Genomic DNA, 25,916 nt, shown 5'->3' on the forward strand with positions numbered 1-25,916 from the left:
TCGCGAGTGCCTATGCCAGAAGTCATTTTCCCCGGTCCCGAAGGCCGTCTCGAAGGTCGTTTTGCGCCGGGACCACGTCCGCGTGCGCCCGTCGCGATGATCCTGCACCCGCATCCGTCGGCCGGCGGCACGATGAACAACGCGATCGTGCAGCAGTTGTACAAGACTTTCCAGCGGCGTGGCTTTGCGACGCTCCGGTTCAACTTTCGCGGCGTCGGCAAGAGCCAGGGCGTGTTCGATAACGGCGTTGGCGAACTGAGCGATGCGGCGAGCGCGCTCGACTGGGTGCAGAGCTTCCATCCTGAAGCGCAGACGACCTGGATCGCGGGTGTCAGTTTCGGCGCGTGGATCGGCATGCAGCTGCTGATGCGCCGGCCTGAGATCCGCGGGTTCATCTCGGTGGCACCGCCGGCGAACCTGTACGACTTCACGTTCCTCGCGCCGTGCCCGTCCTCGGGCATCATCATACAGGGCGAGGCCGACGAGGTCGCGACGCCTGGGGCGACGCAGAAGCTGGTGGATAAGCTGCGGACGCAGAAGCACATCACGATCCATCATGATACGATTCCGAAGGCTAACCACTTCTTCGAGCATGAGATGCCGGAATTGATGGGGTCGGTGGACAAGTATCTGGATATGCGGTTGGACCCGAACTCTCCGATCCGGTGATTTCCCTTCTTCCCTTGGGGAGAAGGTGGCGCGCCAGCGTCGGATGAGGGGGAGTTGGGGATCGATACGCTCTCCCCAACTCCCCTCTCCCTTCCCACCGCAAGCGCGGCGGGCCCCTTCCCTCTCCCCGGAGGGGCGAGGGAGTCAGAGTGTCCAGATGGCTACGTTGGCTAGCAGGACTGCGGCCATTATCAGCATCAGAACGCCTTTTTTCGTATCGCGCTTCTTCACGATCAGCGCGATGCCGCCGATCAGGCAGGCGAACATGCCCAGCATTGCTATTGCAGGCGCGGCGGCGGCGATGGATGTCAGTGCGGGGTTCATGCAGCTATTGCCTTCGCGTAGGCGGCGAGGTCGACGTTGCCGCCGGACAGGATGACGAGCAGACCGGGTTCGAGCTTCACCTTGCCGGAAAGGACCGCCGCCAGCCCGACCGCGCCGCCGGGTTCGATCACCAGACGCAATTTCTCCGCTGCCCAGCGCTGCGCCACGGCGATCTCCGATTCACTGACCGCTACGCCTGTAGCGTCGCGGCGGGAGAGGACGTCGAAGGTCAGTGGCGATACGCGCAAGGTCTGGAGCGAATCGCAGGCGGTCGGCGGCGGGTTGGGGCCGACGGGTTCGATCCACGATGCCTCCAGCGACCGCCGCATGTCGTCCCAGCCTTCGGGCTCGACGACGGTGATCGCGCTGTCCTTCAAGGCCAGCGCGATCCCTGCCGACAGGCCGCCGCCACCGCAGGGGATGACGATGCGGCTCGGCACGCCCAACCCGAGCGCCGCCATTTGCGCGGCCGCTTCGATCCCCGCGCTCCCTTGCCCCTCAATGATCCACGGATCGTCGAAGCTCGGCACCAGCGTTGCGCCCCGCGCTTCGGCCAGCACTGCGGCGATCGTCTCGCGGCTTTCGGTGGCGCGGTCGTAGGTGACCACCTCCGCGCCCAGCGCCAGGGTCGACTCGCGCTTCAGGCGTGGCGCGTCCGACGGCATCACGATCGTCGCTGCGATGCCCAGCCGTTTTGCCGCCCACGCCACCCCCTGCGCGTGATTGCCCGACGAGAACGCGACGACGCCTTTTTGTCGCGTCGCCTCGTCCAATGCGGTGAGCCGATGCCACGCGCCGCGAATCTTGAAGGCGCCGATTGGTTGCAACGACTCGGCCTTGAAAGCGACCGTTACGCCCTTGATTTCACTGATGAACAGCGGCGTCGGCGGGAGGATGCGGGCGATCTTTTCCGCGGCGTCCCGCACACCCGCTCGCGTCGGTTGTCGCAAAATCGTCACACACCGTCTCCTATCCGCCAAACGCTATTTACATGGGGGGCGCGTAACCCTAGATCGCGCTTCCGCTGCCCCATGGGACTTCCAACCGCAAGGCAGTGTTTTTGTAATTTGTCTCAGGACATTGGAGGTCCCTTGAATTGGTCAAGCATCATATCGCGCTGGGGTTAGCGAAAGCCCATTCGACCGCCGACACCTCCCACATCGGGAGCGGCATCGACATCGCTAAAGGGCGTCCGGTCAATCCGGTCACGCTCGTTCGTCCGCACGCTGCTGCGCGCGCCGCTCGGTTCTTCGTCGAGAAGTTCCCGGGTCGCTCGATGTATGCGGTGAAGGCGAACCCGTCTCCCGAACTCCTGCAGATCCTGTGGGACAATGGCATCACGCATTACGACGTGGCGTCGATCGCCGAAGTGCGCCTGGTCGCACGGACGCTTCCCGAGGCCACGCTGTGCTTCATGCACCCGGTCAAGGCCGAGGAAGCGATCGCTGAGGCGTATTTCACGCACGGCGTCCGCACCTTCAGCCTCGACAGCCTGGAAGAGCTCGACAAGGTCGTTCGCGCCACTCGCGAAGCTTCCGATCTGACGCTCTGCGTACGGTTGCGCGTGTCTTCGGAGCATTCGAAGCTGTCGCTGGCGTCGAAGTTCGGTGCGGCACCGCATGAAGCCAAGGAGCTGCTGTTCGCGGCGCGCCAGGCAGCGGACGCACTCGGCATCTGCTTCCATGTCGGTTCGCAGGCGATGACCCCGGAGGCCTATTCGAACGCGATGGAGCGCGTCCGTGCGGCGATCGTCGAGGCGGCGGTCACGGTCGACGTCATCGACGTCGGCGGCGGCTTCCCGTCCTCGTATCCCGGCATGGAGCCCCCGCCGCTCGAGCATTTCTTCGAGACGATCCATCGTGCGTTCGAATCGCTGCCCGTCAGCTATTCGTCCGAACTGTGGTGCGAGCCGGGCCGGGCGCTGTGCGCGGAATATTCGTCGATCATCGTGCGCGTCGAGAAGCGTCGCGGGACCGAGCTGTACATCAACGACGGTGCGTATGGCGCGCTGTTCGATGCGGCGCATATCGGCTGGCGTTTCCCGACCGAGCTGCTTCGTGAGCCGGACAGCCGCGCGAAGGACATGGAGTTCAGCTTCTATGGTCCGACGTGCGACGACATGGACTATATGGTCGGCCCGTTCATGCTGCCCGCGGACACGCAGGCCGGCGATTATATCGAGATCGGCATGCTCGGCGCCTACGGTTCGGCGATGCGGACTGCGTTCAACGGGTTCGGATCGGACGAGACGGTGATCGTGACGGACGAGCCGATGGTCTCGCTGTATGATGAACGCTTCCAGGACCTCGCGTCGAACGTCGTCAAGCTGTAACCAACACTAAGTAATCGTTCGCTCTTCGTCTTCCCCTCCCGCTCGCGGGAGGGGACCGAGGGGTGGGCGCGCGTTTTCCACATCCGGCGCGTTCGCGGTGAGCGGGCGCCCACCCCCTAGCCCCCTCCCGCAGGCGGGAGGGGGGATCAGGAGAAATTAGACATGACCGAAGACACCCGCATCGACGCGCAGCGCAAGGCGGAACTCCTTTCCACCACCGTCGAGCATATCGACATCACCAGCTTCGACGCGCGGCCGATCGTCGACGCGATGAAGAAGATGTCGTTCACCAGCCGCGATCTCGGCCGTGCGACCGACATCTACAACCAGATGCTGGCCGACAAGGACTGCACGATCTTCCTCGTGATCGCGGGCTCGACGAGCGCCGGCGGTTGCATGGACCTTTATGCCGAACTGCTGCGCAACAACATGATCGACGGCATCGTCGCGACCGGCGCGACCATCGTCGACATGGATTTCTTCGAGGGCCTCGGCCACAAGCATTATCAGGCGCTCGAAGTGCCGCACGACGACGTGCTGCGCTCGCTGATGATCGACCGGATCTACGACACGTACATTGACGAGGAAGAGCTCCAGCACGTCGATCACACGATCTTCGAGATCGCCGAGACGCTCGAGCCACGCGCCTATTCCAGCCGCGAGTTCATCCGGGAGATGGGCAAGTACCTCGTCGAGCACGGCAAGAAGGAGAACAGCCTCGTCAAGCTCGCTTACGAGCATGACGTGCCGATCTTCTGCCCGGCGTTCGTCGATTCGTCGGCGGGCTTCGGCCTGGTCAAGCATCAGGTCGACGCGGTGAAGGCGGGCAAGCCGTACATGGTCCTCGACGCGATCGCCGACTTCCGCGAGCTGACCGAGATCAAGATCAAGGCAGGCACCACCGGGCTGCTTATGATCGGCGGCGGCGTGCCGAAGAACTTCATCCAGGACACCGTCGTCTGCGCCGAGATCCTCGGTCACGACGACGTCCAGGTGCACAAGTATGCGGTGCAGATCACCGTCGCCGACGTGCGCGACGGTGCATGCTCGTCCTCGACGCTGCAGGAAGCGGCTTCGTGGGGCAAGGTGAACACGGGGATCGAGCAGATGGTGTTCGCCGAGGCGGGTTCGGTGATGCCGCTGCTGGCGTCGGATGCGTATCATCGTGGGCTCTGGAAGGACCGTCCGGTCCGCAAGTGGGGCGCAAGCTTCGACTAGGCCTGAATCTACGATCCTCCCCCGCAAGGGGGAGGTGGCAGGCGCTCGCCTGACGGAGGGGGAGGACAAGGAGCCGACGTAATTGCCGCCGCCCCCTCCGCCGCTTCGCGCCACCTCCCCCTGGCGGGGGAGGATTAGAGATACCGTTGCCCCCTCCGGGCAATTGATGCAGCCTCCTCCGGATAACCGGGGGAGGCTTTTTCATGCACAGCGACATCCTGCGACCAATGGTCGTGCTGATCGCGTGGACGCTCGTGATGCTGGGCTGGACGCTTGCGACGCGGTTGCCGGCGATGAAGGCGGCCGGCGTCGACATGGCCAAGCTCGTCGGCACCAAGGCGTCCGACGCGGATCGATCGCTGCCGCCCCAAGTCCAGTGGAAAGCGCACAACTACAATCACCTGATGGAACAGCCGACACTGTTCTACGCGGCGTGCGTCGTTCTCGCGCTCAGCGGCACGGGCAACGGCGTCAACGCAAGGATCGCCTGGGCCTATGTCGGGCTGCGGATCGCGCACAGCCTTGTCCAGGCAACCAGCAACCGCGTCAGGGCCCGCTTTCTCTTCTTCACGCTGTCGAGCCTGATGCTCGTTGCGCTCACGCTGCATGCCGCGCTCGCCGTGTTTTGAGAAAGCCCGCGAATAATCGCCGATCGCGGCGCCCGCCCCTCCCCGAACGCAATCCGATCGTCTAGGATTTGGCCATGACCTTCGATCGCCGTTCGCTGCTCACCCTCCCCCTCGCCGCCGGGCTGGCGCTTCCTGCATTCGCGCGAAGCGGTGCGCAGTTCACGGCTGCTCAGCCTCGCGCGACGGACGTGCCGATGTGGCCGCCCGCGGAACGGTTCGCGCTATGGCCAGGTATCCCGCCAGGCGCGCCGAACCCGCTGCCGGTGCCGCAGCCGCGCATGCCGCGCTACCCCGACGGGTATCGCGATTTCCAGATGCGCGGCGTGGTGCGGCCCGAGGTCGGCGTGTTCCGCCCGGCTCGGCCAGACGGGCGCGCGGTCCTGATCGTGCCCGGCGGCGGCTATTCGATCACGTCGCTGCGCAACGAGGGCATCGACGTAGCGCGCGTCCTGAACGGTTTCGGCATCGCCGCGTTCGTGCTGAGCTACCGCCTGCCCGGCGAAGGCTGGGCGGACCGCGCCGACGTCCCGCTCGCCGACGCACAGCGCGCGATGCGGTTGATCCGTGCCAATGCGCGCGTCTACGGGATCAGGGCGGAGAAGCTCGGTGTTCTCGGTTTCTCGGCAGGCGGGCACCTTGCGGGGTCTGTGGCGGTTCTTCACGAGTTCAAGGCGTATCGCCCTGTCGATGCCGCCGACCGGCACTCTGCGCGTCCCGCCTGGGCGGGGCTCATGTACGCGGTCTCGAACATGGATCCCGGCCGTAGTCACGGCGGATCGCGTGCGAACCTGCTCGGTCCCGATCCGCTGCCCGCGGTCCAGGCGCGTTATGCGATCGACCGACAGTTGAAGGCTGGCGACCCGCCACTGTTCCTCGTGCATGCCGAGGACGACAACACGGTCCCGGTCGCCAACAGCGTCGATACGCTTGCCGCCGCTCGCCGTGCAGGCATCCCCGCCGAGGCGCATTTCCTCCAGCATGGCGGACACGGCTTCGGCACGCGCCTGTCGCCTCGTTCGCCTGGGTCGTTGTGGCCGCAATTGTTCGATCGCTGGATGGGCGAACTGGTCGCTGGCTGACGACGGTGGGTCAGCATAACGGACCTATCCGTCGTGACCAACGTTTGTCCTGAAAGATCAGGAGAGCGCGATGACTAGTCCGCATGCCGAACCCCGCGATGTCTTCCATGAAAATGGCGAGGTCGTGATCGACGGGCCGGACGGGGCAGTCATCGCTATGACGCCCGAAGCGGCGTTGCGTACCGCCGGTCGGCTGGATGAGGCAGCGCTAGACGAATTGATAGCGCGGGCGCAGCGATCTGGTGATGCGGATTGAGCCGATCGGTCGCGCCGGTCAGCGAGACGTAACCGCCAGTCGACCGTCTGAAGTGATCGTGGCGGTCACGTGCAGATAATCGTCTATCCGCGGATGAAGCGTATCGAGCCGGTGGCTCGTTCCATGAGTCGCCGTGATCACCAGGACATCCGCACCCGCTGCCTCGCCAGCCGTGATGCCAGCAGGGGCATCCTCGAACACCAGGCAATCGCTCGCCGAGACGCCGAGTCGTTCGGCTGCGACCAGGAAACAATCGGGTGCGGGCTTGCCGTTGGGGATGTCGTCCGCGGCAATCATCGTCGCGGGGATCGGCAGGCCGGCGGCCTTGAGGCGGACTTCGGCTAGCGCCCGAGGGGCAGACGTGACGATCGTCCAGCGCTCCGGGGGCAAGCTGGCCAGGAATGCGGGGGCACCGGCGATCGGTTCGATATCGCCGACGTCGAGCATCTCGGCGGCGGTGATCGCGGCTGCCTCGGCGACCGGGTCGACGCCGGGGAGGTTGAGGCGTCGGACCGTCTCGACCGATTGCACGCCGTGGATCGTCGGCACGAACGTTGCTGCGTCGAGGCCGTGTGCGATCGCCCATTTGGTCCAGGTTCGCTCGGCGGACGCGATCGATGTGAGGATCGTGCCGTCCATGTCGAACAGGAATGCGGCGTAGGTGTGGGTCGGGAGGATCATTCGGGTGCTCGTGGGGGAGGTTGGGCGGTTGATCAAGGAAGTTTGGTTCAGCGATCCGCACCACCCCGGCGAAGGCCGGGGCCCAATTGGCATGTCCTAGGTAACGGCGCGCCGCCCTTATTCAATATCGTCCCCCACTTGGGCCCCGGCCTTCGCCGGGGTGGTGGTGGTTTGTGGGAAGCGGCGCAGCCTCAATCAACCACACAAAGAAAAGGCCGCTCCGGTTTCCCGAAGCGGCCTGTATTCCTACACCAAGCTAAAGCTTAGATGTCGTCACCGAGTGCGCCCTTGACGCTGCCCTTGACGTTCTGCGCAGTGCCCTTGGCCTGCTGCGCTTCGCCTTCGGCTACCAGCTTCTCGTTGTCGGTCGCCTTGCCGACGGCTTCCTTGACGTTGCCTGCAACCTTGTTGCCTGCTGCTGCGACCTTGTCGGTGAACTCGCCCATCAGAGCCTCCACTTGCTTATGCGGGCCCGCCAACCGGGCCGCTTGAACTTGCTCTGGTATAACGGCCGTCTTTACCGTGGGTTCCGTGACGTTTGCGTCATGACCTGCTTTGCGATCAGGCGGGTCAGATCAACCCCGCCAATGGGCTCGAGGGATCGGCATAGCGACGCTGTCCCATCCGCCCCGCGCGGTACGCGAGCCGCCCCGATTCGACCGCGGCCTTCATCGCGGCGGCCATCATCAGCGGGTCCTTTGCCTCGGCGATCGCGGTGTTCATCAGCACGCCGTCGCAGCCAAGCTCCATCGCCACCGCCGCATCCGACGCGGTGCCGACGCCGGCATCGACCAAGACGGGCACCCCTGCCCCCTCGACGATCAGCCGGATCGTCACGCGGTTCTGGATGCCGAGCCCCGAACCGATCGGTGCGCCCAGCGGCATGATCGCGACCGCGCCGGCGTTCTCGAGGCGCTTCGTCGCGATCGGATCGTCGACGCAATAGACCATCGGCTTGAAGCCTTCGTTGGCCAGGATCTCGGTGGCGCGGAGCGTCTCGACCATGTCGGGATAGAGCGTCTTCGCCTCGCCGAGCACTTCGAGCTTCACCAGCTCCCAGCCGCCCGCCTCACGCGCCAGCCGCAGCGTGCGAATCGCCGACTCGGCATCGAAGCAGCCGGCGGTGTTGGGGAGGTAGGTGATCTTCTTCGGGTCGATGAAGTCGGTCAGCATCGGCGCGTTGCGATCCGACACGTTGACGCGGCGGACGGCGACCGTGACGATTTCCGCGCCCGATGCCTCGACCGCGGCGGCGTTCTGCGCGAAATCCTTGTACTTGCCGGTGCCGACGATCAGCCGCGACTTGAACGTCTGGCCCGCGACCGTCCAGCTGTCCTCGTGGTCGCCGCCTCCGACGAAATGCACGATCTCCAGGTCGTCGCCATCCTCGACCATCACGTCCGCCAAGGTCGAGCGCGGCACGACCTCCATGTTGCGCTCGACCGCGATCTTCTCCGGCACGAGCCCCAGCTCGGTAGCGAGCCCTGCGAGGCTGAGCCCGGCGGAGACGCGCTTGTGCTCGCCGTTGACGGTGATCGAGACGGTGCCATCGGAATGGGGCATGCAAAACTTTCCGTTCGTTTCGAGCGAAGTCAAAAACCACCCGTCCGCTGCCGGTCTCATGTCTCGACTTCGCTCGACACGAACGGGTAAGAGTGGGACGACGCATATAGGGGGTCGTTTGCCGACCCCGCAACCAGGAGCTGCCCTTGCCCGAGACCGTCACTGCGACAGTGTTCGTCCTGAACGGCCCCAACCTCAACCTGCTGGGAACGCGCGAGCCGGAAATCTATGGCGACGAGACGCTCGACGACATTGCCGGGATGCTGGAGGACCGCGCCCGCGAGCTCGACCTGGAGATCGACATGCGCCAGTCGAATCACGAGGGGCACCTCGTCGATTGGATCCAGGAGGCGCAGGCGCGCGGTGCGAAGGCGGTGATCCTCAACGCGGGTGCGTTCACGCATACCTCGGTCGCGGTGCACGATGCGATCAAGGGTGTGAAGACGCCGGTGATCGAAGTGCATCTTTCCAATCCCCACACCCGTGAATCGTTCAGGCATGTGAGTCTGGTCGGTCAGGCGGCGAAGGGCACGATCGCGGGTTTCGGCGCGCTTTCGTATCTGCTTGCGCTTGAAGCCGTCGCACGGTTCTGACAGGAGGCCCCGCCATGAACGATACAACTGAAAACACGGGCGCAATGCAGGTCGACGTGACCCTGGTGCGCCAGCTCGCCGAACTGCTCGACACCACGCAGCTGACCGAGATCGAGGTCGAGGACGGCTCGCGCCGGATTCGCGTCGCGCGCAAGGCCGCCCAGGCAGCGCCCGTCGCGCATTACGCGCCGGCGCCCGCTCCTGCCCCCGTCTCGGCGCCACTGTCGATTCCGCAGGCCGAGGTCGGCGCGTCCGCTCCGGCGATCAGCGCGAGCGCAGTCAAGTCGCCGATGGTCGGCACGGTCTATCTCGCCGCCAATCCCGAGGCGAAGCCGTTCTCGACCGTCGGCCAGAAGGTCAACGCCGGCGACACGCTGCTGATCATCGAGGCGATGAAGGTGATGAACACGATCGTCGCGCCGTCGGCCGGCACGGTGACCGCGATCCTGGTCGAGAACGGCCAGCCGGTCGAGTTCGACCAGCCGCTGGTCGTGGTGGAATAATGCCGCAAATCAAGAAGCTGCTCATTGCGAATCGCGGCGAGATCGCGCTGCGGATCCACCGTGCCTGCCATGAGATGGGCATCAAGACGGTCGCGGTGCACTCGACCGCCGATGCCGACGCGATGCACGTCCGGCTCGCCGACGAGGCGATCTGCATCGGACCGCCGTCCGCCGCAGACAGCTATCTGAACATCCCGAACATCATCTCGGCCGCCGAAATTAGCGGCGCGGACGCGATCCATCCGGGCTACGGCTTCCTCAGCGAGAACGCGCAGTTCGCCGAGATCGTCGAACTGCACAACATCCTGTTCGTCGGACCCAAGCCCGAGCACATTCGGACGATGGGCGACAAGGTCCAAGCGAAGCGCACCGCGGGCGCTCTCGGGCTGCCGCTCGTCCCCGGGTCTGACGGCGCGATCAGCGACATCGCCGAGGCCAAGCGCATCGCCGAGGACATCGGCTATCCGGTGATCATCAAGGCCGCTAGCGGCGGCGGTGGTCGCGGGATGAAGGTCGTCAACGATCCCGACGATCTCGAAACGCAGATGCAGCAGGCCGGCAGCGAGGCGAAGGCCGCGTTCGGCGACGCCACCGTCTACATGGAAAAATACCTCGGCAATCCGCGGCATATCGAATTCCAGATCTTCGGCGACGGTGAGGGTAACGCGATCCACCTGGGCGAGCGCGACTGCTCGCTCCAGCGCCGCCACCAGAAGGTGCTTGAGGAAGCCCCCTCGCCGATTATCACCGCCGAAGAGCGCGAGCGGATGGGCGGGATCGTCGCCAAGGCGATGGCCGACATGGGGTATCGCGGCGCGGGGACGATCGAGTTCCTGTGGGAAGCGGGCGAATTCTACTTCATCGAGATGAACACCCGGCTTCAGGTCGAGCATCCGGTCACCGAGATGATCACCGGGCTGGACTTGGTGCGCGAGCAGATCCGCGTGGCCGAGGGTCATCCGTTGACGCTCCGCCAGGAAGACGTCCAGTTCCGCGGTCATGCGATCGAGTGCCGCATCAACGCCGAGGACCCGCGCACGTTCGCGCCGTCGCCGGGGCTGGTGAAGGTGTATCACGCGCCGGGCGGGATGCACGTCCGCGTCGATAGCGGGCTGTATGCGGGGTACCGCGTGCCGCCTTACTATGATTCGATGATCGCCAAGTTGATCGTCTACGGGACGACCCGGCAGGGCGCGTTGCGGCGGTTACGGCGTGCGTTGGAGGAGATGGTGATCGAGGGCGTCACGACGACGATTCCCTTGCATCGTGCGTTGCTCGACGATCCCGAGTTCCAGGAGGGTGCGTATACGATCAAGTGGCTGGAAGAGTGGTTGGCCAAGCAGGGGGCGTGAGCGCCTGACTTCACCCCTCCCTAGAAGGGAGGGGCCGGGGGTGGGTCGGCTCGGGGCGGGCCGGACGTTCCCTCGAAACCGACCCACCCCCTACCCCTCCCTTCCAGGGAGGGGAGTTTTAACGGAGCATTCGTGAAGGCGACGATCTACCACAACCCGCGCTGCTCGAAGTCCCGCGAGGCACTCGCGCTGCTGCAAGGGGCGGGGGCGGACGTCACGATCGTCGAATACCTAAAGAACCCGCCCTCCCGCGCGGAGCTCGTCCGCCTCTACGACCGCGCGGGCATGACGCCGCGCCAGGGGCTTCGCATGGCCGAGGACGGCGCCAAGGCCGTCAAGCATGGCGATGCCGAGGCGATCCTCGATGCGATGATGATCGATCCGCTGCTGATCGAGCGCCCGCTGGTCGAGACCGACAAGGGCGTCAGGCTCGGCCGCCCGATTGCGCGGCTGCACGAGATCCTGTGATCGGCTCCCCTGCCCTTGGATTGCGCACGCACCGCCTAGGTGCCGGAATTTCGGGCAGTGAAATCAACGATATTCCGCGGTTGCCCGAGGGCGCTGCGGCTGGCACGCTTGGTGCAAGGCGCCCTTCAGGGCGGACGGCTCGCTCGCAAGGGCGAGGGTTTCAACGACAATCGGGGGCGTACCTGTGAAAAAGATCGAAGCCATCATCAAGCCGTTCAAGCTGGATGAGGTGAAGGAAGCGCTGCACGAGATCGGCGTGAGCGGCATCACCGTGACCGAGGCCAAGGGTTTTGGCCGGCAGAAGGGCCACACCGAACTGTACCGCGGCGCAGAATATGTCGTCGACTTCCTGCCCAAGGTGAAGCTCGAGGTCGTCGTCGAGGACGGGCTCGCGCAACGCGTCGTCGAGGCGATCGCCGCGGCCGCACAGACCGGCCGGATCGGCGACGGCAAGATCTTCGTCATCCCGGTCGAGAGCGCGCTTCGCATCCGCACCGGCGAGCGCGACGACGACGCAATCTAGTTCCTAGCCACGCATATTGCGTTGACGACGAGTGACGACATCGTCATTTGACGCGACGCAACATTGTGTGGAAATTTCGTTCCATACCGCAATTAGATTCCCCGCATGATGCGGCGGAAATCTCAAAACGAAGGGCAAGCATCATGGCGAATTCGGCCTCCGACGTTCTCAATATGATCAAGGACCAGGAGATCGAGTGGGTCGATCTGCGGTTCACCGATCCCAAGGGCAAGTGGCAGCATCTGACGATGGTCGCCAGCCTGATCGGCGAAGACGAGCTGACCGACGGCCTGATGTTCGATGGCTCGTCGATCGAGGGCTGGAAGGCGATCAACGAGAGCGACATGACGCTCAAGCCCGATCTCGACGCGGTCTATGTCGATCCGTTCTCGGCGACGCCGATGATGATCCTGATCTGCGACATCGCCGATCCGTCGACCGGCGAGCTCTACGCGCGCGATCCGCGCTCGACCGCCAAGCGCGCCGAGGCGTATCTGCTGACCACCGGCGTCGGCGACACCGTCTATGTCGGCCCCGAAGCCGAATTCTTCATGTTCGACGACGTCCGCTTCGAGAACAGCTATTCGACCAGCTATTACAAGATCGACGACATCGAGCTGCCGGGCAATTCGGGTCGCGAATATGAGGGCGGCAACCTCGGCCACCGTCCGCGCGCCAAGGGCGGTTACTTCCCGGTCGCACCGGTCGACTCGGCCGTCGACATCCGCGGCGAGATGGTCTCGACGATGATCGAGATGGGCCTGCCCTGCGACAAGCACCACCACGAGGTCGCGGCCGCACAGCATGAGCTGGGTCTGACCTTCGGCACGCTGACGCAGACCGCGGATCGCATGCAGATTTACAAGTACGTCGTCCACCAGGTCGCGCATGCGTACGGCAAGACCGCGACGTTCATGCCGAAGCCGATCAAGGAGGACAATGGTTCGGGGATGCACACGCATTTCTCGATCTGGGAAGGCAAGACGCCGCTGTTCGCCGGCAACGGCTATGCGGGCCTGAGCGACATGTGCCTGTATTTCATCGGCGGCATCATCAAGCATGCCAAGGCGGTCAACGCGTTCACCAACCCGTCGACCAACAGCTACAAGCGCCTCGTCCCCGGCTACGAAGCGCCGGTGCTGCTCGCCTATTCGGCGCGCAACCGCTCGGCATCGTGCCGCATTCCGTACGGCACCGGCCCCAAGGCGAAGCGCGTCGAAGTGCGCTTCCCGGACGCGCTGGCCAACCCGTATCTCGCTTATGCGGCGCTGATGATGGCGGGCATGGACGGCATCCTCAACAAGATCCATCCGGGCGAGGCGATGGACAAGAACCTGTACGACCTGCCGCCGGCAGAGCTCGCGCAGGTCCCGACTGTCGCGGGTTCGCTCCGCGAGGCGCTCGAATGCCTGCTGGCGGATCACGACTTCCTGCTGAAGGGCGACGTGTTCTCGAAGGATCAGATCGAGAGCTATGTAGAGATCAAGTACGCCGAGGTCGCGCGTTGGGAGATGACGCCTAGCCCGGTTGAGTATGACATGTACTACAGCGGCTGAGCTGCCGAGCCGGCAGCGGTGCGCGAGAGCGCACAGCCGCTGTCGGCCGGCGTCGCGTGTAGCGACGACCGACGGCGTGGCTTTGCCACGTCGCTGAATTGAGAAGAGGGCGCGCGGAGCAATCCGGGCGCCTTTTTCCGTGGATCCTCCCCTGCAAGGGGAGGTGGCTGGCGCAGCCAGACGGAGGGGTATCGCCGCTCTTGATAGGGCGGATACCCCTCCGTCAGCCAAGAAGCTGCCACCTCCCCTTGCAGGGGAGGAACAAGTTTCGTGCGTCCGCGCCAACAATGTTTCCCGCGAAGGCGGGGACCCAGTCTGGGCTCCCGCCTTCGCGGGAGAACAAGAGGGGGTAGCCTCGGTTAACTTCGCGCCTTGGGTCCGATTGATCGACCGCTAGAGCCACCCATATCCCAATCGCAACGCACCGCCCCCAAAACCCAAGGAACACCCGTGACCGAAGACAGCGGCAACAGCGCCGGACGCGCGATCCCCAGCGGCCGCCTCGCCCGTCTCGGCGTCTTCGGCAAACTCGCTGGCGGCGTCGCCGGCGGAGTCGTCGCAGAAGGCGCCCGCCGTCTCGCCAACGGAGAACGCCCCAAGATCGGCGACCTCCTCCTTACCCCCGCCAACGCCACGCGCGTCGCCGACCGGCTCTCTCACCTCCGCGGCGCAGCGATGAAGCTGGGGCAGATGATCTCGATGGACGCGGGCGACATGCTGCCGCCCGAACTCGCGACCATCCTCGCGCGCCTGCGCAACAACGCGAACCACATGCCGCCGCAGCAACTCGACCGCGTGCTCGCCGCCGAATGGGGCAAGGACTGGCGCCGCCGGTTCGCGCATTTCCAGGCGCACCCTGTCGCCGCCGCCTCGATCGGCCAGGTCCACCGCGCGCGCCTGCCCGACGGCACCGAGCTGGCGATCAAGGTCCAGTATCCCGGCGTGAAGGAGAGCATCGACGCCGACGTCGACAACGTCGCGACGCTGCTGCGCGTATCGGGCATGCTCCCCAAGTCGCTCGATATCGCGCCGTTGCTCGACGAGGCGAAGAAGCAGCTCCACGAGGAGGCCGATTACCTCCGCGAAGCGCAGATGCTCGCGCGCTACGGCGACCTGCTCGCCGACCAGTCGCAGTTCGTCGTGCCCGCGCTCTACTCCGAGCTCACCACGCCACGCGTCCTTGCGATGAGCTTCGTCACCGGTGTGCCCGTCGAGACGCTGGAGACCGCGCCGCAGGACGTCCGCGACCGCGTGATGCACGACCTGATCTCGCTCGTGTTGCGCGAACTGTTCGACTGGCGGCTGATGCAGACGGATCCGAACTTCGCCAACTACCGCTGGCAGCCCGAGGCGGAAAAGCTCGTTCTGCTCGATTTCGGCGCCGCCCGCCCCCTTCCTGCCGAGACCGGTGAAGGGTATCGCCGCCTGCTCACCGCGGCCCTCGCCGGCGACCGCGACGCGGTCCGCGAAGCCGCGATCGCCGCCGGCTTCCTCGGCGAAGCGGCCGTTCTCCAGCATCGCGCACTGGTCGACCGGATGATCGACGTCATCCTCGTCGAACTCTCCAAGCCTGGCCCGTTCGACTTCGGCGATCGCGCCTTCGTCGGCGTGCTCCGCGAACAGGGCACCGAGATCGCACGCGACCGCGATACTTGGCACCTGCCCCCGATCGACACGCTGTTCGTCCAGCGCAAGATCAGCGGCACCGCCCTGCTCGCCGCTCGCCTCAAGGCGCGGGTCGACATTCGCACGATGGTCGCCGCTTATTGTGGCGACACGTCATCGTGAGGATTAGTGCAGTTTCAGTGCCCGCTTCACGCCGGCCCAGCTGACGTACTTGAAGTTCTGCGTGGCTGGGGCGTTGTCGCCGTCCTGTGCGACGAACAGGCCCTGGGGGTAGGCGGGGCCAAAGTTGCCGAGCATCAGTTCGATTCCGTCGGTATCGCTGGTCCCGTCGATCGCGCCCCCGCCGATGCGGAAGCGCCCGGCATAGGTGACGCCCGGCAGGCGGTAGAGCGTGTAGGCGTTGTCGCCCTGGCTCGACACGACGAGATAGCCGCCGTTCCTGCCCGACGGGGCGAGCGCTAGGCCCTCCGCGTCGGCGACCAGCGTCTTGCCGTCGACCTTGGAGATCGCGGTTGCGGTGACCGGAGCGGTTGGGTCTGCGTCGAAGCGCCAGAGGCCGACATCTTCTTCCGCCACATAGAGCTGCCCGGTGCGGTCGTCGACGACGCAGCCCTCGGACTGGGTGCCGAGCTTCATCGAGCGGACCGTCGCGACCTTGGGCGTTGCGCCGGAGAGGTCGATCGCGACCTGGTCGATGCGGCCGTCCTTTAGCACGATGAAGCCGAACAGCGCGTGGTCGCGCGCGCGGGTCCAGAGGCACATGCCGTAGGCCTCGCCCGGACCGACCGGGAAGCGGCCGAGCGGGATGAGCTTCGCCGCCGCCGTGTCGAGCGTGAACAGAGAGACGTGTGCGGTGGCGATGTCGGCCCGGTCGCTGGCAGCGGCGATCACGCGCGTCCCGACATCGCGCAGATCGACGTTGTTGAGCCGCGCGGCCGGGGTGAAGCTGAGGCGTTTCCCCGTCAGGCTGTAGACGTGGATGCCCGCCTTCTTGTCGGTGCCGATGACGAGGCTCTTCGCCGGATCGGAAGCGTTGCGCCAGATCGCGGGATCGTCCGCGGCATCGGCGGCGGTGTCGACCGGGGCGGTCTCGGCGGTCGCCGCGACTGTCGGCGCCTCGACTGCCACCGGGGTCGAGGTGGTCGCGCATCCCGCGAGCAGTAACGCAGCAAAGGGAAGCGCGCGCATCAGAACGTCACCCGCACGCCGCCGGTGTAGCGCCGGCCGAACGTCTCATGCTCGATCGTGTAGGCCGACGATCCGACATAGCGACGGCCCGGACCGTTCAGGAGGTTGGCAAAATCGCCGTAGATCTCGACATTGCCGTTGATCGCATAGCGGACGGACGCGTCGAGTTCGTTGTCCTTCGCCCAGTAGAAATCGCCGCCGTCGACGCCACGGACCGTGCCGCCTACGTCCGCCACCGCACCGATTGCATCGAGCCATGCCGACCGGTTCTGGTACGAAACGCGGGCCGAGAAGCCGTATTTCTCGTAATAGGCGATCAGATTGTAGATCGCATCCGATGCGCCGGGCAGCGGCACCTTGCGCGTCGGCGAATCAAGGCCGGCGGGCGTATCGGCGCGGCTCTTGTTGATCGTAGCGTTCAGCTGGACACCGAAGCCCCCCATCCATTCGGGCAGGCCCAAGGCGGCGGTGAATGGATCGAGCTGTTGCTGGATCGCTCCCTCGATCCCCATGATGTACCCTTTTCCGCCGTTCACGACGGTCGAGAACTGATACTGCGAACGATCCAAGCCACCGCTGTTGAGACTCGATCGACCGAATGTCTGGCGCGAGTCGAACAGGACGTTGGTGACATCCTTGTAATAGGCACCGATCGACAGGAAACCGCGCGGCATCGTGTAGTATTCGACGTACAGATCGACGCCCTTGGCCTTTTCCGGTGTAGCATCGGGATTGCCACTGGAGACCGTTGCATCGGCATCATTGTAGGTGATGGTGGGACGGAGCTGGTCGTAATCAGGCCGTGCCGCGCCAGTGTTGAACGACAGCCGTGCCTTCATCCGATCGTTGACGTCCCAGTTCAGGTGAAGGCTGGGATAAACGAGCGTCTGGCTCGACTTTGCATCGACCGACGTCGCCACGTTGGTGGCACCGTTTATCAAGAACCCCCGCCCGTCGTTGCGAATATGCTCGACGCGCGCTCCGCCGATGACGCTGCCCCAGTTCGTTGTCGCGGTAGCCATCCCGTAAGCCGAGTAGACCTGCTCTCCGACTTCGTAGAAATTGGCGTCGACGGGGCGGTAGCTGCCGACGCTCTTTGCCTGATCGATCAGTCCGAGGACTTTGTCGCGGTCGAAATACTGGAAGGTGTAACCGAGCGGAATCTCACCCTGGAACCCGCCGGTCTTTGCGATCGCTGCGTAGCCGGTAGGGATCCCCGCTGCCGCAAACTGCGCGGCGCTGGTAAGTTCCAGCAGGTTCTCGTTCGCGGTCTTTGTGCGATCGTCGTAGCGTACGCCCGCCGCGAACACCGTCTGCGCGCCGAACACTGAGGCTTCGCGGCTGATGTCGAGCTTGGCGGTATAGGCTTCGGTCACATCCTGCGCCTTCAGCGACCGCAAGCGGGCCAGGGTGCGCGGGAAGTCTTCGATCGCCGTGACCTGCGCGCCGCGCGAGAAGGTGCCGTCGGCGTTGCGGATCGTGCGGAACAGCTGGACCTTGGCGAGCTGTGGGTCGGTCAGGTCATAGCCGACGGTCAGGCGGTTGGCGGCGTTCGCGCCGTTGGTGCCGAACGACGGGCTGTCGTAGTTCAGCTGTGCGGGCTGCGTGCGATCGTCGATGGAGCGCGTGAAGTTGCCGCGCCATTTGACGTTCCAGGCGCCAAGTTCGTGATCGCCGCCGACCGTGTTCGTGAACACCGACTGCTTGTATTTGCGCACGGTGAAGTTCGAGTTGAGATCGATGCCGTATACCGTGCCCAGCAGCGGCGTGTTGCCGGTGCAGACGTCGGCATAGCCGGTCGTGCTTGTCGCGGGTCGTGCGTTGACGGTGCAGGCAGCGGTGCCGTTGGGCGTGCGCGACTGCTGGTCGTCGAGGTCGAAGATGTAGTTGTTGCGCTGTTCGTCGTCCTGGAACGCCGAGTAGATCGACTCCGCGAAGAGCTTGTGGCCGGGCGCCGGGCGCCAGTCCAGGCGGGTCGACAGCGAGTAGTTCTTGCGCGTCAGGCGATACAGCTTGTTCTCCGTCTCGCGCGCCCATTTGCGGGTTTCGAAACCCGGGCGCAGATCGCGGTCGACCGCCTCGAAATCGGTCTCGAAATTGTCGGTGACCATGCCGCGGCGATACAGGCTGGCGGACGAGACAATGCCGAACTCGCCGATGCCCGTGTCGATCCGGTCGGAGATGACGAGCGATCCCTCATATTCGGTCTTCTTGCCGAGTTCGACATGACCGACGCCGCCTTTCGCCTGCACCTTCATGCCCGGATAATCGAACGCCGAACGCGTGATGATGTCGACGTTGCCCGCGATCGTCTCGCCGGTCATGTCGGGGGTGACGGCCTTGCGCACGATGATCTGCGAGGCGATCGCCGAGGGGATCGAATCGAAGCGGGCGTCGCGGCCTTCGGGGCTGACGACGTTGATGCCGTCGATCGACAAGGTGGTCCAGTTGATCGGCGCGCCGCGCAAGGTGATGTAGCGCGCCTGGCCTTGGTCGCGCTGGACGCCGACGCCGGGAAGGCGGCTGACCGCCTGCGCGATGTTCTGGTCGGGGAGGCGACCGATCGAATCGGAGGCGATGACCGAGACGAGCGAGGGGCTGGTGCGCTGGATCTGGAGCGCTGCGGCTTCGGACTCTGCGATTGGCCGCGAGCCGGAAACGACGATCTCGTCGCCCTCGCCCGCGTTCGCGCCGACTTCGGTGGTCATCGCGACGTCGAGCGTTACGGCGGCATCGGCGACCGTGACGGTCCGGTGGGCGTCGGGGAAGCCGACATAGCGGATCACGAGTTCGTGCGTCCCGGCGGGAACACCGACCAGCGAGAACCGCCCGGTGCGATCGACCACGGTCGACAGGTCCAGCGCAGGGATCAAGACCGATGCACCGTCGAGATAGTCGCCGCTGCCTGCCTGCGACACGGTACCGGTGATGCTCCCGAGCGCACGCGGCGCGCCGACCGGGGTCGCGGCATCGGGACGCGCATAGGCGCTGGTGGCGGTCAGCGAAGTCAGCGCGCAGCCGGTGAGCAGCGCATGCGCGAGGACGCGACCGCGGACGCGGGTCGACAGGTTCGATTTCATGGTATTCCCCCGGGTGGTCCCGACTTCTTCAGCCGGCTTGGGAGGCGCGGTAGCGGCCGTGCATGGCACCGACGTTACTTTTGCATGACAGACGCGTGACAGCGAAGTCATCCGGGATTGCCTCACGTACGCGCGAGGGAAATCCCACATTAAACCAACGTTAAAATCGCCGGACACGCGATTCTTATATTCGTAACGGACGTGCCACGACCGCCGCCTATCGCGCCCCTCAAGGCAAAGACTGCCGAAAAAGGGAAACTCTCGATGTTGAATTCAGCAAGCCTGCGCTTGCGGCTGCTGGCCGGCGCCGCCCTGACGGTCGCGATCGCGTCGCCAGTGTTCGCAGCCCCCGCGCCGACCGCCGCCAAGGATACGGCGTCCGCTGCCGCCGCTGCCGCCCCTGCCGCAGACCCCGCGATCGATCCGGCCCCCGCCACTGCGGAGCCCGCCGACCAGACCGGTCTTGGCGAGATCGTCGTCACCGCGACCAAGCGCGAGACGAACCTTCAGAAGACGCCGATCGCGATCAACGTCCTGAGCAGCCAGGCGCTGACCGACCGCCACGTCCAGAGCCTGTACGATCTCGCCGACGGCGCAGTGCCGTCGTTGCGCGTCGCGACGTTCGAGGCGCGCCAGTCCGCGCTGACGATCGGTATCCGCGGCATCGTTCCGCTCGACGCCAACCAGCCCGCACGCGAGCAGGGCGTCGGCGTCTATATCGACGGTGTCTATCTCGGTCGCCAGCACGGCCTGAACGCGGCACTGTTCGACGTCGACCGGATCGAAGTGCTCAAGGGCCCGCAGGGCACGCTGTTCGGTCGCAACACCGAAGGCGGCGCGCTCAGCATCGTCACCAAGGGCCCGAGCGGCAAATGGGGCGGCAGCGCAACCGGCGGGATCGCGAACTACGGCAGCTATAACGGTACGCTGCATGTCGACCTGCCCGAAACGTACGGCGTGTCGCTGAAGCTCGACGGCGTCATCCAGCATCAGGACGCGACCACCAAGAACCCGCTCGAGGACCAGACCGGCTTCAACTATTATCATCGCCGCGGTTTCAAGGCGACCGCACGCGTCCGCCCGATCTCGGGCATGACCGCCGATTTCAGCTATGATAACGGCTACGACTCGAACAGCCCGTTCTACAGCCAGTTGCTCAACGTGAACCCGAACGGGTGCAAGGCCGGTGCGCAATCCGCGTCCCCTGCTTGCGCGCTGCCCGGCACCAACTACACGACGCTGACCGGCAGCGTGAAGCCGCTGCCGAGCCAGGTCGTCGTCAACGGCGACAGCCGCATGAAGGTCGCCGACATCGGTGTCCCTCAGCAGCCGAGCATCGACAAGACGCACGGCTTCACCTCGAATATCCGCTGGGACGTCGCACCGGAGATCGAACTCCGTTCGATCACCGCGTGGCGCGGCGTGAATGCGACCCAGTATGACAACAGCGGCGGCTATCACCGCGTGCCCGTCGTTGCCGCTGGCTGCGTTGGCAGTGCGTGCAACTTCAGCCGCTACAGCCTCGCCGACCTGCACCAGAACCAGTTCAGCCAGGAATTCCAGGCGGTCGGTACGGTCGGCCAGTTCGACTACGTTGCCGGGCTGTATTACTTCAACGAGCACATCAGCGACGACGCGGCGACGCCGAACTCGCTGGCGTTCAATTCGGCGCTGACGACGATCTCGGTGCTCGATCCCTGCACCGGGTCGGGCGGGTTCGGCTCGCTCGTGGGCTGTCGCTCGATCGATCGTGCCTCGGAAGTGCATTCGAAGAGCTATGCCGGCTATGGCCAGGTCACTTGGAACGCGACCGACCGCGTTCACCTGACCGCCGGTGGCCGCTACACGCGCGACGAGAAGCAGGGCGTGCTGCATTTCTCGCGTAACTTGAACTACGACACGGCGACCCAGGCCCAGTTGACCGCAGCCGGCTATGCGCCGCTCGACGCCACCTGGAACCGGTTCAATCCGATGGCGACGCTCGCCTATGACGCCAGTGACACGGTCCACGTCTATGCAAAATACGCGACCGGCTACCGTGCCGGCGGTGCCAGCTCGCGGACGTCCAACTACCAGACGTTCAACCCCGAGGACGTGAAGTCGTACGAGATCGGCGCGAAGACCGATTTCTGGAACCACCGTGCGCGCCTGAACCTTGCCGGCTACATCATGGATCGCAAGAACAGCCAGGTCGACATCAGCTCGATCCAGACGACCGCGTCGGGCAGCTTCAACAACCTCGTGACGATCAATGCGCCCGGTATCACCAAGATCCGCGGTATCGAGGCCGACTTGACCGTGCAGCCGGTTGACGGCCTGACGCTGACTGCGGGCTATGCCTATACCTACACGAAGATCCCGCCCGTGCTGATCGCGTCGACCGGCGTGTATCAGAACTTCTACATCGTCTTCACGCCGCGCAATGCCGCCAACGGATCGGTCGACTACACGATGCCGGTCGGCGACATGGACCTGAAGTTCCACCTCGACGGCAACTACTCGCAGGCGACGCAGACCTTCGATCAGTTTGCGACCAAGAACGACCCTGCGTTCATCGCCAACGCCCGCCTCGCCTTGGCGAACATCCACGTCGGCGGCAGCAACGCGGTGACGATCTCGGCCTGGGTCCGCAACTTGTTCGACAAGCAATACGTGTTCCGCCGCGATCCGTCGAACAGCCTGCCGGGCGCACCGACGACCAACCTCACATCGGGCAGCGTCAACAACGTCCTCGGCGACTACGGCAATTTCAACGCGCCGCGCACCTACGGCATGGAGGCTTCGGTCAAGTTCTGATCGCGGTGACCGTGTAGAAAGACGAACCCGGACCGGCGTCGAGCCTGTCCGGGTTTCGTCGTTTCAGCCCTTGGGCAGCGCAATGACGACACGGAGTCCGGGGGCCGCGTCTTCGAGCAGGATGGTGCCGCGGTGAAGCCGGACTATCGCCTGGATCAGGGGCAGTCCGAGGCCGTGCCCGTCGTTGTGGCGGCTAGCGTCGAGCCGCCCGAACCGCCGCAACGCCAGCTTGCGCTGATCCGCCGGAATGCCGGGGCCGGTATCCGTCACCGTGAGCGTGGCAGTCTTGCCGGTGGTCGTGACGCCAATCTCGATGCGGCTGCCGGGTGGGGTGTGGCGAAGCGCATTCTCGATGAGGTTCACGAGCATCTGGCCGAGCAGTTGGCGATCGCCAACGATCTCCGCCACGGGCGATGGTTCCAGCGTCAGCGTCCGGTCGACATCGACGACTACCGGCTGCATCATCGTCGCGATATCGTCGGCCAACGCCGCAAGATCGAGCGTCGCGAACGCCGCGCGCCGATCGCCGCCTTCGATCTCGGCGATCCGCAGCATCGCCGCAAACATCTCGAGCAGTTCGTCGCTCATCGCGATCGCGGTTTCGAGATCGTCGCGTTGGCTGTCCGTCTGGGCCCGACGCAACGCCAGCGCCAACTGGCTGCGCAAGCGTGCCAAGGGCGTGCGAAGATCGTGGGCGATATCGTTGGAGACGTTGCTGATGCTGGCCATCAGCTCCGAAATACGGTCGAGCATGCGGTTGAAGGCCATCGCCTGGTGCGCGAATTCGCCGCCCGATCGATCGACCGGTACGCGCCGCGACATGTCACCGTCGATGATCGCGTCGACCGTCCGCCGGGTCTCGCCGATCCGCCGTCCGATCGTGATGACGAAGAACAACAGGCCACCGATGACGACCAGCAGGATCGATCCGAAGCCGACGAGGTAGATCCGGACACGTGCCGCATTATAGTCGTCGAACGGTTCGGTCTCGGCGATCGTCACCAGCGTCATGCCGTGCCCGACGTCGCGGACCAGCGCACGCCCGGCGGACAGCCCAGCGATCTGGTCCTTCAACGCGACCGTCGAGAACCCCATCGGCAGGCGGCGCGGCAAGGCGATGTTGCCGCCGAGCCTGCGACCGGTCGCGTCGAGCAGCAGGAAGCCGATATCGCCGGTATCACGTTCGCGGGTCGCGGCGTTGATCCGCCGGACGAGCTCTTCGGGGCTGCGGTCGCCGGAGATGCCGGCGGCGGCATCGCTCACGACCAGAATGCGACGATCGACCAGCCGCTCGATCGTGCGTTGCGTCGCGGTGTAGATCGCGAACCCGGTGCCGAGCGTCGCGACGAGGAACGCGATCAGGAACGCGAGCGTCAACGCGCGCAGCGACCGCAGCCGGGTCATCCGCGCAGCATGTATCCAACGCCGCGCACCGTGCGGATGGGATCGTCTCCGCCCGCCGCGGTCAATTTGACGCGCAGGTGGCGGACATAGACGTCGACGATGTTGGTGGTCGGTGCGAAGTCATATCCCCAGACCCGCTCGACCAGCATCGCGCGCGTCAGTACCGCATCGGCATTGGCGACGAACTCGGCCAGCAGCTTGAACTCGAGCTTGCCAAGATCGAGCGCGATGCCGTCGCGCCACGCGCGGAACTTGGTAGGGCTGACGACGATATCGCCGGCGTGGATCGTGTCGCCTGCGCTACCGGTCCAGCCGCGCCCGCGCATCAAGGCGAGCAGGCGTGCGTTCAGTTCGACCGCGGCGATCGGCTTGACCACATAGTCGTCCGCACCAGCCTCCAGCCCCTCGACCTTCTCGACCGAGCGACCGAGCGCGCTGAGCATGATGACCGGCATCGTGATGTTCGCGCTCCGCAGCCGCTGCAGCACGGAGATGCCGTCGATCTTCGGGAGCATCCGATCGAGAATCACCGCGTCGAACGCCTGGCTGTCCACTGCGGCGAGCGCATCGCGGCCATCGGGTGCGACCGTCACGCCGTGATCGAACCCGCGTAGTTCCTCGGCCATCGCCTGCGCGAACACGGCATCGTCCTCGACCAGCAGAATGTTCAGGCTCATCACGGTCTCACTTGGGCAAGCGTCTGTCCTATCGTGGATCGTCGCCCGTACAAGCGTCTTGCGGGCTCAGGCGGAGGCCACAATGCCGTCCGTCGCCAAGCGAGAGCGTCGCATTGGTTCACGCGAAGGCGCGAAGGCGCGAAGAGATGAGAAGAATGGGTTCACGCGGAGACGCGGAGACGCGGAGAGTTCTCCGGGACCAACGGTCCCTTCATCATCGCCGCAAGATGATGAACGAGACGCCCGTACCGCTCGCAACACCTCCGCGTCTCCGCGTCTCCGCGCGAACAAATCTTCTTTGCGCCTTAGCGCCTTCGCGTGAACACACCTTCTTAAATCCGCCCACCCGTTACGGCAGCAGGATCGTGCTCCCCGAAGTCTCACCCGCCTCGATCGCGCGATGGGCGGCGGCCGCCTCTTCGAGCGAAAAGGTCCGGCCGATCTCCGGTGTGACCGCGCCGCTGTCGAGCATGGCGAACAGGCGGGCGATGCCGGCCTGCCTCTCGTCCGACGTGACGTAGTAATCGAACAGCGTCGGCCGCGTGACGAACAGCGAGCCTTTCCGCGCAAGGACGCCGATATTGACGCCGTCGACCACCCCGCCCGCATTGCCGTAGCTGACGATCAGCCCGCGCTTCGCCGCGCTATCCAGCGACGCGTCCCACGTCGCACGACCGACACCGTCGAGCACCACAGGCACGCCCTTGCCGTCCGTGATCTCGCGGACTCGCGCGGCAATGTCCTCGGATTTGTGGAGGATGACGTGATCGGCGCCGGCTTTACGCGTCCGTGCGGCCTTGACCTCGCTGCCGACGCTGGCGATGACGGTCGCGCCGATCGCCTTCAGCCAGCCGACGAGGATGTGGCCGACTCCGCCCGCCGCGGCGTGGACGAGCACGGTCTGGCCCGCCTGCACCTTGGCGCAGCGCTCGACCAGGAACTCGGCGGTGCAGCCTTTGAGCAGGATCGCCGCGGCGGTTCGGTCGTCGAGCGTATCGGGAAGCTTGAACAGCTGGTTCGCGGGCACGTTGCGCTCGGTCGCGTAGGCGCCGCGCGAGGGGCCGAAGGTGCCTACGCGGTCACCGGGCGCGAAATCGGTCACGCCCTCGCCGACCGCCATCACCACGCCCGCCGCCTCGCTGCCGAGCCCCGAGGGCAGGTCGATCGGGTACACGCCGCTGCGGTGGTACGTGTCGATATAGTTTAGCCCGACCGCAGTGTTGCGCATCCACGCCTCGCCCTTGCCCGGGGGTGGCAACTCGACGTCGCGCCATTGAATGACTTCGGGGCCGCCGGTCTTCTCAATGAATGCCACTCTCGCCATGCCGGCCTCCTGATGAATTTCCCGGTCAACCTACGGCATGCGTTTCGGGTTGCAACCGATCTCCGGCGAGCCCAT

General features: G+C 65.2%; 24 protein-coding genes. 14 read left to right on the forward strand and 10 right to left on the reverse strand.

The window, feature by feature from the left end:
* Positions 1–12 precede the first annotated feature (12 nt).
* Positions 13–669, forward strand: coding sequence for an alpha/beta hydrolase (locus tag C8J25_RS14885; protein WP_056048342.1), 657 nt, complete (start codon positions 13–15; stop codon positions 667–669).
* A gap of 144 nt (positions 670–813) precedes the next feature.
* Here the strand turns inward: C8J25_RS14885 and C8J25_RS14890 are convergent, their stop codons facing one another.
* Positions 814–993 (reverse strand): hypothetical protein, encoded by a 180-nt coding sequence (locus C8J25_RS14890; RefSeq protein ID WP_056063000.1) that lies wholly within the window; start codon positions 991–993, stop codon positions 814–816.
* Entirely contained in the window at positions 990–1,952 is a 963-nt protein-coding gene (locus tag C8J25_RS14895) for a threonine ammonia-lyase (RefSeq protein WP_208622613.1), read from the reverse strand. The genes C8J25_RS14890 and C8J25_RS14895 overlap by 4 nt, the downstream gene beginning before the upstream one ends.
* A gap of 137 nt (positions 1,953–2,089) precedes the next feature.
* Here C8J25_RS14895 and C8J25_RS14900 point away from each other — a divergent pair, with 137 nt between their 5' ends.
* The 5 genes from C8J25_RS14900 to C8J25_RS14920 all read left to right on the forward strand — a co-directional run bounded on the left by C8J25_RS14900 (position 2,090) and on the right by C8J25_RS14920 (position 6,507).
* Entirely contained in the window at positions 2,090–3,325 is a 1,236-nt protein-coding gene (locus C8J25_RS14900) for a type III PLP-dependent enzyme (RefSeq protein WP_107955178.1), read from the forward strand.
* Positions 3,326–3,487: 162 nt separating this feature from the next.
* Positions 3,488–4,543: a 1,9-bis(guanidino)-5-aza-nonane synthase gene (locus tag C8J25_RS14905; protein WP_107955180.1), complete on the forward strand. Its 1,056-nt coding sequence runs from the start codon at positions 3,488–3,490 to the stop codon at positions 4,541–4,543.
* 203 nt (positions 4,544–4,746) lie between these two features.
* Positions 4,747–5,172, forward strand: coding sequence for an MAPEG family protein (locus C8J25_RS14910; protein WP_107955183.1), 426 nt, complete (start codon positions 4,747–4,749; stop codon positions 5,170–5,172).
* 74 nt (positions 5,173–5,246) lie between these two features.
* Positions 5,247–6,251 (forward strand): alpha/beta hydrolase, encoded by a 1,005-nt coding sequence (locus tag C8J25_RS14915; RefSeq protein ID WP_107955185.1) that lies wholly within the window; start codon positions 5,247–5,249, stop codon positions 6,249–6,251.
* A 70-nt stretch (positions 6,252–6,321) separates the two neighbouring features.
* Entirely contained in the window at positions 6,322–6,507 is a 186-nt protein-coding gene (locus tag C8J25_RS14920) for a hypothetical protein (RefSeq protein ID WP_107955187.1), read from the forward strand.
* 18 nt (positions 6,508–6,525) lie between these two features.
* Here C8J25_RS14920 and C8J25_RS14925 read toward each other — a convergent pair whose 3' ends face one another.
* The 3 genes from C8J25_RS14925 to thiS form a co-directional block, all read right to left on the reverse strand.
* The gene (locus C8J25_RS14925; RefSeq protein ID WP_107955189.1) at positions 6,526–7,188 is read right to left on the reverse strand and encodes an HAD-IA family hydrolase; all 663 of its coding nucleotides are present in this window, start codon (positions 7,186–7,188) and stop codon (positions 6,526–6,528) included.
* Positions 7,189–7,451: 263 nt separating this feature from the next.
* A complete protein-coding gene (locus C8J25_RS14930) occupies positions 7,452–7,634 on the reverse strand; it encodes a CsbD family protein (protein ID WP_056050734.1) in 183 nt (60 codons plus the stop codon).
* 124 nt (positions 7,635–7,758) lie between these two features.
* The gene (gene thiS, locus C8J25_RS14935; RefSeq protein WP_082441445.1) at positions 7,759–8,751 is read right to left on the reverse strand and encodes a sulfur carrier protein ThiS; all 993 of its coding nucleotides are present in this window, start codon (positions 8,749–8,751) and stop codon (positions 7,759–7,761) included.
* A 146-nt stretch (positions 8,752–8,897) separates the two neighbouring features.
* On the opposite strand from thiS, the gene aroQ reads away from it, so the two are divergent.
* The 7 genes from aroQ (at position 8,898) to C8J25_RS14970 (ending at position 15,534) form a co-directional block, all read left to right on the forward strand.
* Entirely contained in the window at positions 8,898–9,344 is a 447-nt protein-coding gene (aroQ, locus tag C8J25_RS14940; RefSeq protein ID WP_107955190.1) for a type II 3-dehydroquinate dehydratase, read from the forward strand.
* Positions 9,345–9,358: 14 nt separating this feature from the next.
* Positions 9,359–9,847, forward strand: a complete 489-nt coding sequence (gene accB, locus C8J25_RS14945) for an acetyl-CoA carboxylase biotin carboxyl carrier protein (protein WP_107955192.1) — start codon at positions 9,359–9,361, stop codon at positions 9,845–9,847.
* A complete protein-coding gene (accC, locus tag C8J25_RS14950; RefSeq protein WP_056050740.1) occupies positions 9,847–11,199 on the forward strand; it encodes an acetyl-CoA carboxylase biotin carboxylase subunit in 1,353 nt (450 codons plus the stop codon). Before accB ends, accC begins: the two co-directional genes overlap by 1 nt.
* Positions 11,200–11,331: 132 nt before the next feature.
* The gene (locus C8J25_RS14955; RefSeq protein ID WP_107955194.1) at positions 11,332–11,667 is read left to right on the forward strand and encodes an arsenate reductase family protein; all 336 of its coding nucleotides are present in this window, start codon (positions 11,332–11,334) and stop codon (positions 11,665–11,667) included.
* Between the two features lie 184 nt (positions 11,668–11,851).
* A complete protein-coding gene (locus tag C8J25_RS14960; protein WP_055875939.1) occupies positions 11,852–12,190 on the forward strand; it encodes a P-II family nitrogen regulator in 339 nt (112 codons plus the stop codon).
* Between the two features lie 143 nt (positions 12,191–12,333).
* Positions 12,334–13,746 carry a type I glutamate--ammonia ligase gene (gene glnA / locus C8J25_RS14965; protein WP_093399201.1) on the forward strand — a complete coding sequence of 471 codons (1,413 nt, stop codon included), beginning with the start codon at positions 12,334–12,336 and terminating at the stop codon, positions 13,744–13,746.
* A gap of 450 nt (positions 13,747–14,196) precedes the next feature.
* Positions 14,197–15,534 carry an ABC1 kinase family protein gene (locus C8J25_RS14970; RefSeq protein WP_107955196.1) on the forward strand — a complete coding sequence of 446 codons (1,338 nt, stop codon included), beginning with the start codon at positions 14,197–14,199 and terminating at the stop codon, positions 15,532–15,534.
* A 3-nt stretch (positions 15,535–15,537) separates the two neighbouring features.
* On the opposite strand, the gene C8J25_RS14975 is transcribed toward C8J25_RS14970, so the two are convergent.
* Together C8J25_RS14975 and C8J25_RS14980 are read right to left on the reverse strand one after the other, a co-directional pair.
* Positions 15,538–16,560 (reverse strand): phytase, encoded by a 1,023-nt coding sequence (locus C8J25_RS14975; protein WP_107955198.1) that lies wholly within the window; start codon positions 16,558–16,560, stop codon positions 15,538–15,540.
* Positions 16,560–19,640: a TonB-dependent receptor gene (locus C8J25_RS14980; RefSeq protein ID WP_167397728.1), complete on the reverse strand. Its 3,081-nt coding sequence runs from the start codon at positions 19,638–19,640 to the stop codon at positions 16,560–16,562. The genes C8J25_RS14975 and C8J25_RS14980 overlap by 1 nt, the downstream gene beginning before the upstream one ends.
* A gap of 264 nt (positions 19,641–19,904) precedes the next feature.
* Here C8J25_RS14980 and C8J25_RS14985 point away from each other — a divergent pair, with 264 nt between their 5' ends.
* On the forward strand, positions 19,905–22,436 hold the full coding sequence (locus C8J25_RS14985; RefSeq protein WP_107955355.1) for a TonB-dependent receptor: 2,532 nt from the start codon (positions 19,905–19,907) through the stop codon (positions 22,434–22,436).
* A 63-nt stretch (positions 22,437–22,499) separates the two neighbouring features.
* On the opposite strand, the gene C8J25_RS14990 is transcribed toward C8J25_RS14985, so the two are convergent.
* The 3 genes from C8J25_RS14990 to C8J25_RS15000 all read right to left on the reverse strand — a co-directional run bounded on the left by C8J25_RS14990 (position 22,500) and on the right by C8J25_RS15000 (position 25,841).
* Complete coding sequence (locus C8J25_RS14990; RefSeq protein WP_107955202.1) at positions 22,500–23,840, reverse strand: sensor histidine kinase; 1,341 nt, start codon at positions 23,838–23,840, stop codon at positions 22,500–22,502.
* On the reverse strand, positions 23,837–24,517 hold the full coding sequence (locus C8J25_RS14995) for a response regulator transcription factor (protein WP_208622614.1): 681 nt from the start codon (positions 24,515–24,517) through the stop codon (positions 23,837–23,839). Before C8J25_RS14995 ends, C8J25_RS14990 begins: the two co-directional genes overlap by 4 nt.
* A 349-nt stretch (positions 24,518–24,866) precedes the next feature.
* Positions 24,867–25,841, reverse strand: coding sequence for a quinone oxidoreductase family protein (locus tag C8J25_RS15000; RefSeq protein WP_107955204.1), 975 nt, complete (start codon positions 25,839–25,841; stop codon positions 24,867–24,869).
* Positions 25,842–25,916 lie beyond the last annotated feature (75 nt).

The organism is Sphingomonas faeni, assembly GCF_003053745.1.
GTDB lineage: Bacteria > Pseudomonadota > Alphaproteobacteria > Sphingomonadales > Sphingomonadaceae > Sphingomonas > Sphingomonas faeni.

Excerpts from the sequence above, each read along its gene's own strand:
- C8J25_RS14920 (WP_107955187.1), top strand. The coding sequence starts at position 6,322 with ATGACTAGTCCGCATGCCGAACCCCGCGATGTCTTCCATGAAAATGGC.
- accC (WP_056050740.1), top strand. The coding sequence starts at position 9,847 with ATGCCGCAAATCAAGAAGCTGCTCATTGCGAATCGCGGCGAGATCGCG.
- C8J25_RS14890 (WP_056063000.1), bottom strand. The coding sequence starts at position 993 with ATGAACCCCGCACTGACATCCATCGCCGCCGCCGCGCCTGCAATAGCA.
- C8J25_RS14930 (WP_056050734.1), bottom strand. The coding sequence starts at position 7,634 with ATGGGCGAGTTCACCGACAAGGTCGCAGCAGCAGGCAACAAGGTTGCA.
- C8J25_RS14990 (WP_107955202.1), bottom strand. The coding sequence starts at position 23,840 with ATGACCCGGCTGCGGTCGCTGCGCGCGTTGACGCTCGCGTTCCTGATC.
- C8J25_RS14885 (WP_056048342.1), top strand. The coding sequence starts at position 13 with ATGCCAGAAGTCATTTTCCCCGGTCCCGAAGGCCGTCTCGAAGGTCGT.
- C8J25_RS14995 (WP_208622614.1), bottom strand. The coding sequence starts at position 24,517 with ATGAGCCTGAACATTCTGCTGGTCGAGGACGATGCCGTGTTCGCGCAG.
- C8J25_RS14925 (WP_107955189.1), bottom strand. The coding sequence starts at position 7,188 with ATGATCCTCCCGACCCACACCTACGCCGCATTCCTGTTCGACATGGAC.
- thiS (WP_082441445.1), bottom strand. The coding sequence starts at position 8,751 with ATGCCCCATTCCGATGGCACCGTCTCGATCACCGTCAACGGCGAGCAC.
- C8J25_RS14980 (WP_167397728.1), bottom strand. The coding sequence starts at position 19,640 with ATGAAATCGAACCTGTCGACCCGCGTCCGCGGTCGCGTCCTCGCGCAT.
- C8J25_RS15000 (WP_107955204.1), bottom strand. The coding sequence starts at position 25,841 with ATGGCGAGAGTGGCATTCATTGAGAAGACCGGCGGCCCCGAAGTCATT.
- C8J25_RS14910 (WP_107955183.1), top strand. The coding sequence starts at position 4,747 with ATGCACAGCGACATCCTGCGACCAATGGTCGTGCTGATCGCGTGGACG.
- accB (WP_107955192.1), top strand. The coding sequence starts at position 9,359 with ATGAACGATACAACTGAAAACACGGGCGCAATGCAGGTCGACGTGACC.
- C8J25_RS14915 (WP_107955185.1), top strand. The coding sequence starts at position 5,247 with ATGACCTTCGATCGCCGTTCGCTGCTCACCCTCCCCCTCGCCGCCGGG.
- glnA (WP_093399201.1), top strand. The coding sequence starts at position 12,334 with ATGGCGAATTCGGCCTCCGACGTTCTCAATATGATCAAGGACCAGGAG.
- C8J25_RS14985 (WP_107955355.1), top strand. The coding sequence starts at position 19,905 with ATGTTGAATTCAGCAAGCCTGCGCTTGCGGCTGCTGGCCGGCGCCGCC.
- C8J25_RS14905 (WP_107955180.1), top strand. The coding sequence starts at position 3,488 with ATGACCGAAGACACCCGCATCGACGCGCAGCGCAAGGCGGAACTCCTT.
- C8J25_RS14975 (WP_107955198.1), bottom strand. The coding sequence starts at position 16,560 with ATGCGCGCGCTTCCCTTTGCTGCGTTACTGCTCGCGGGATGCGCGACC.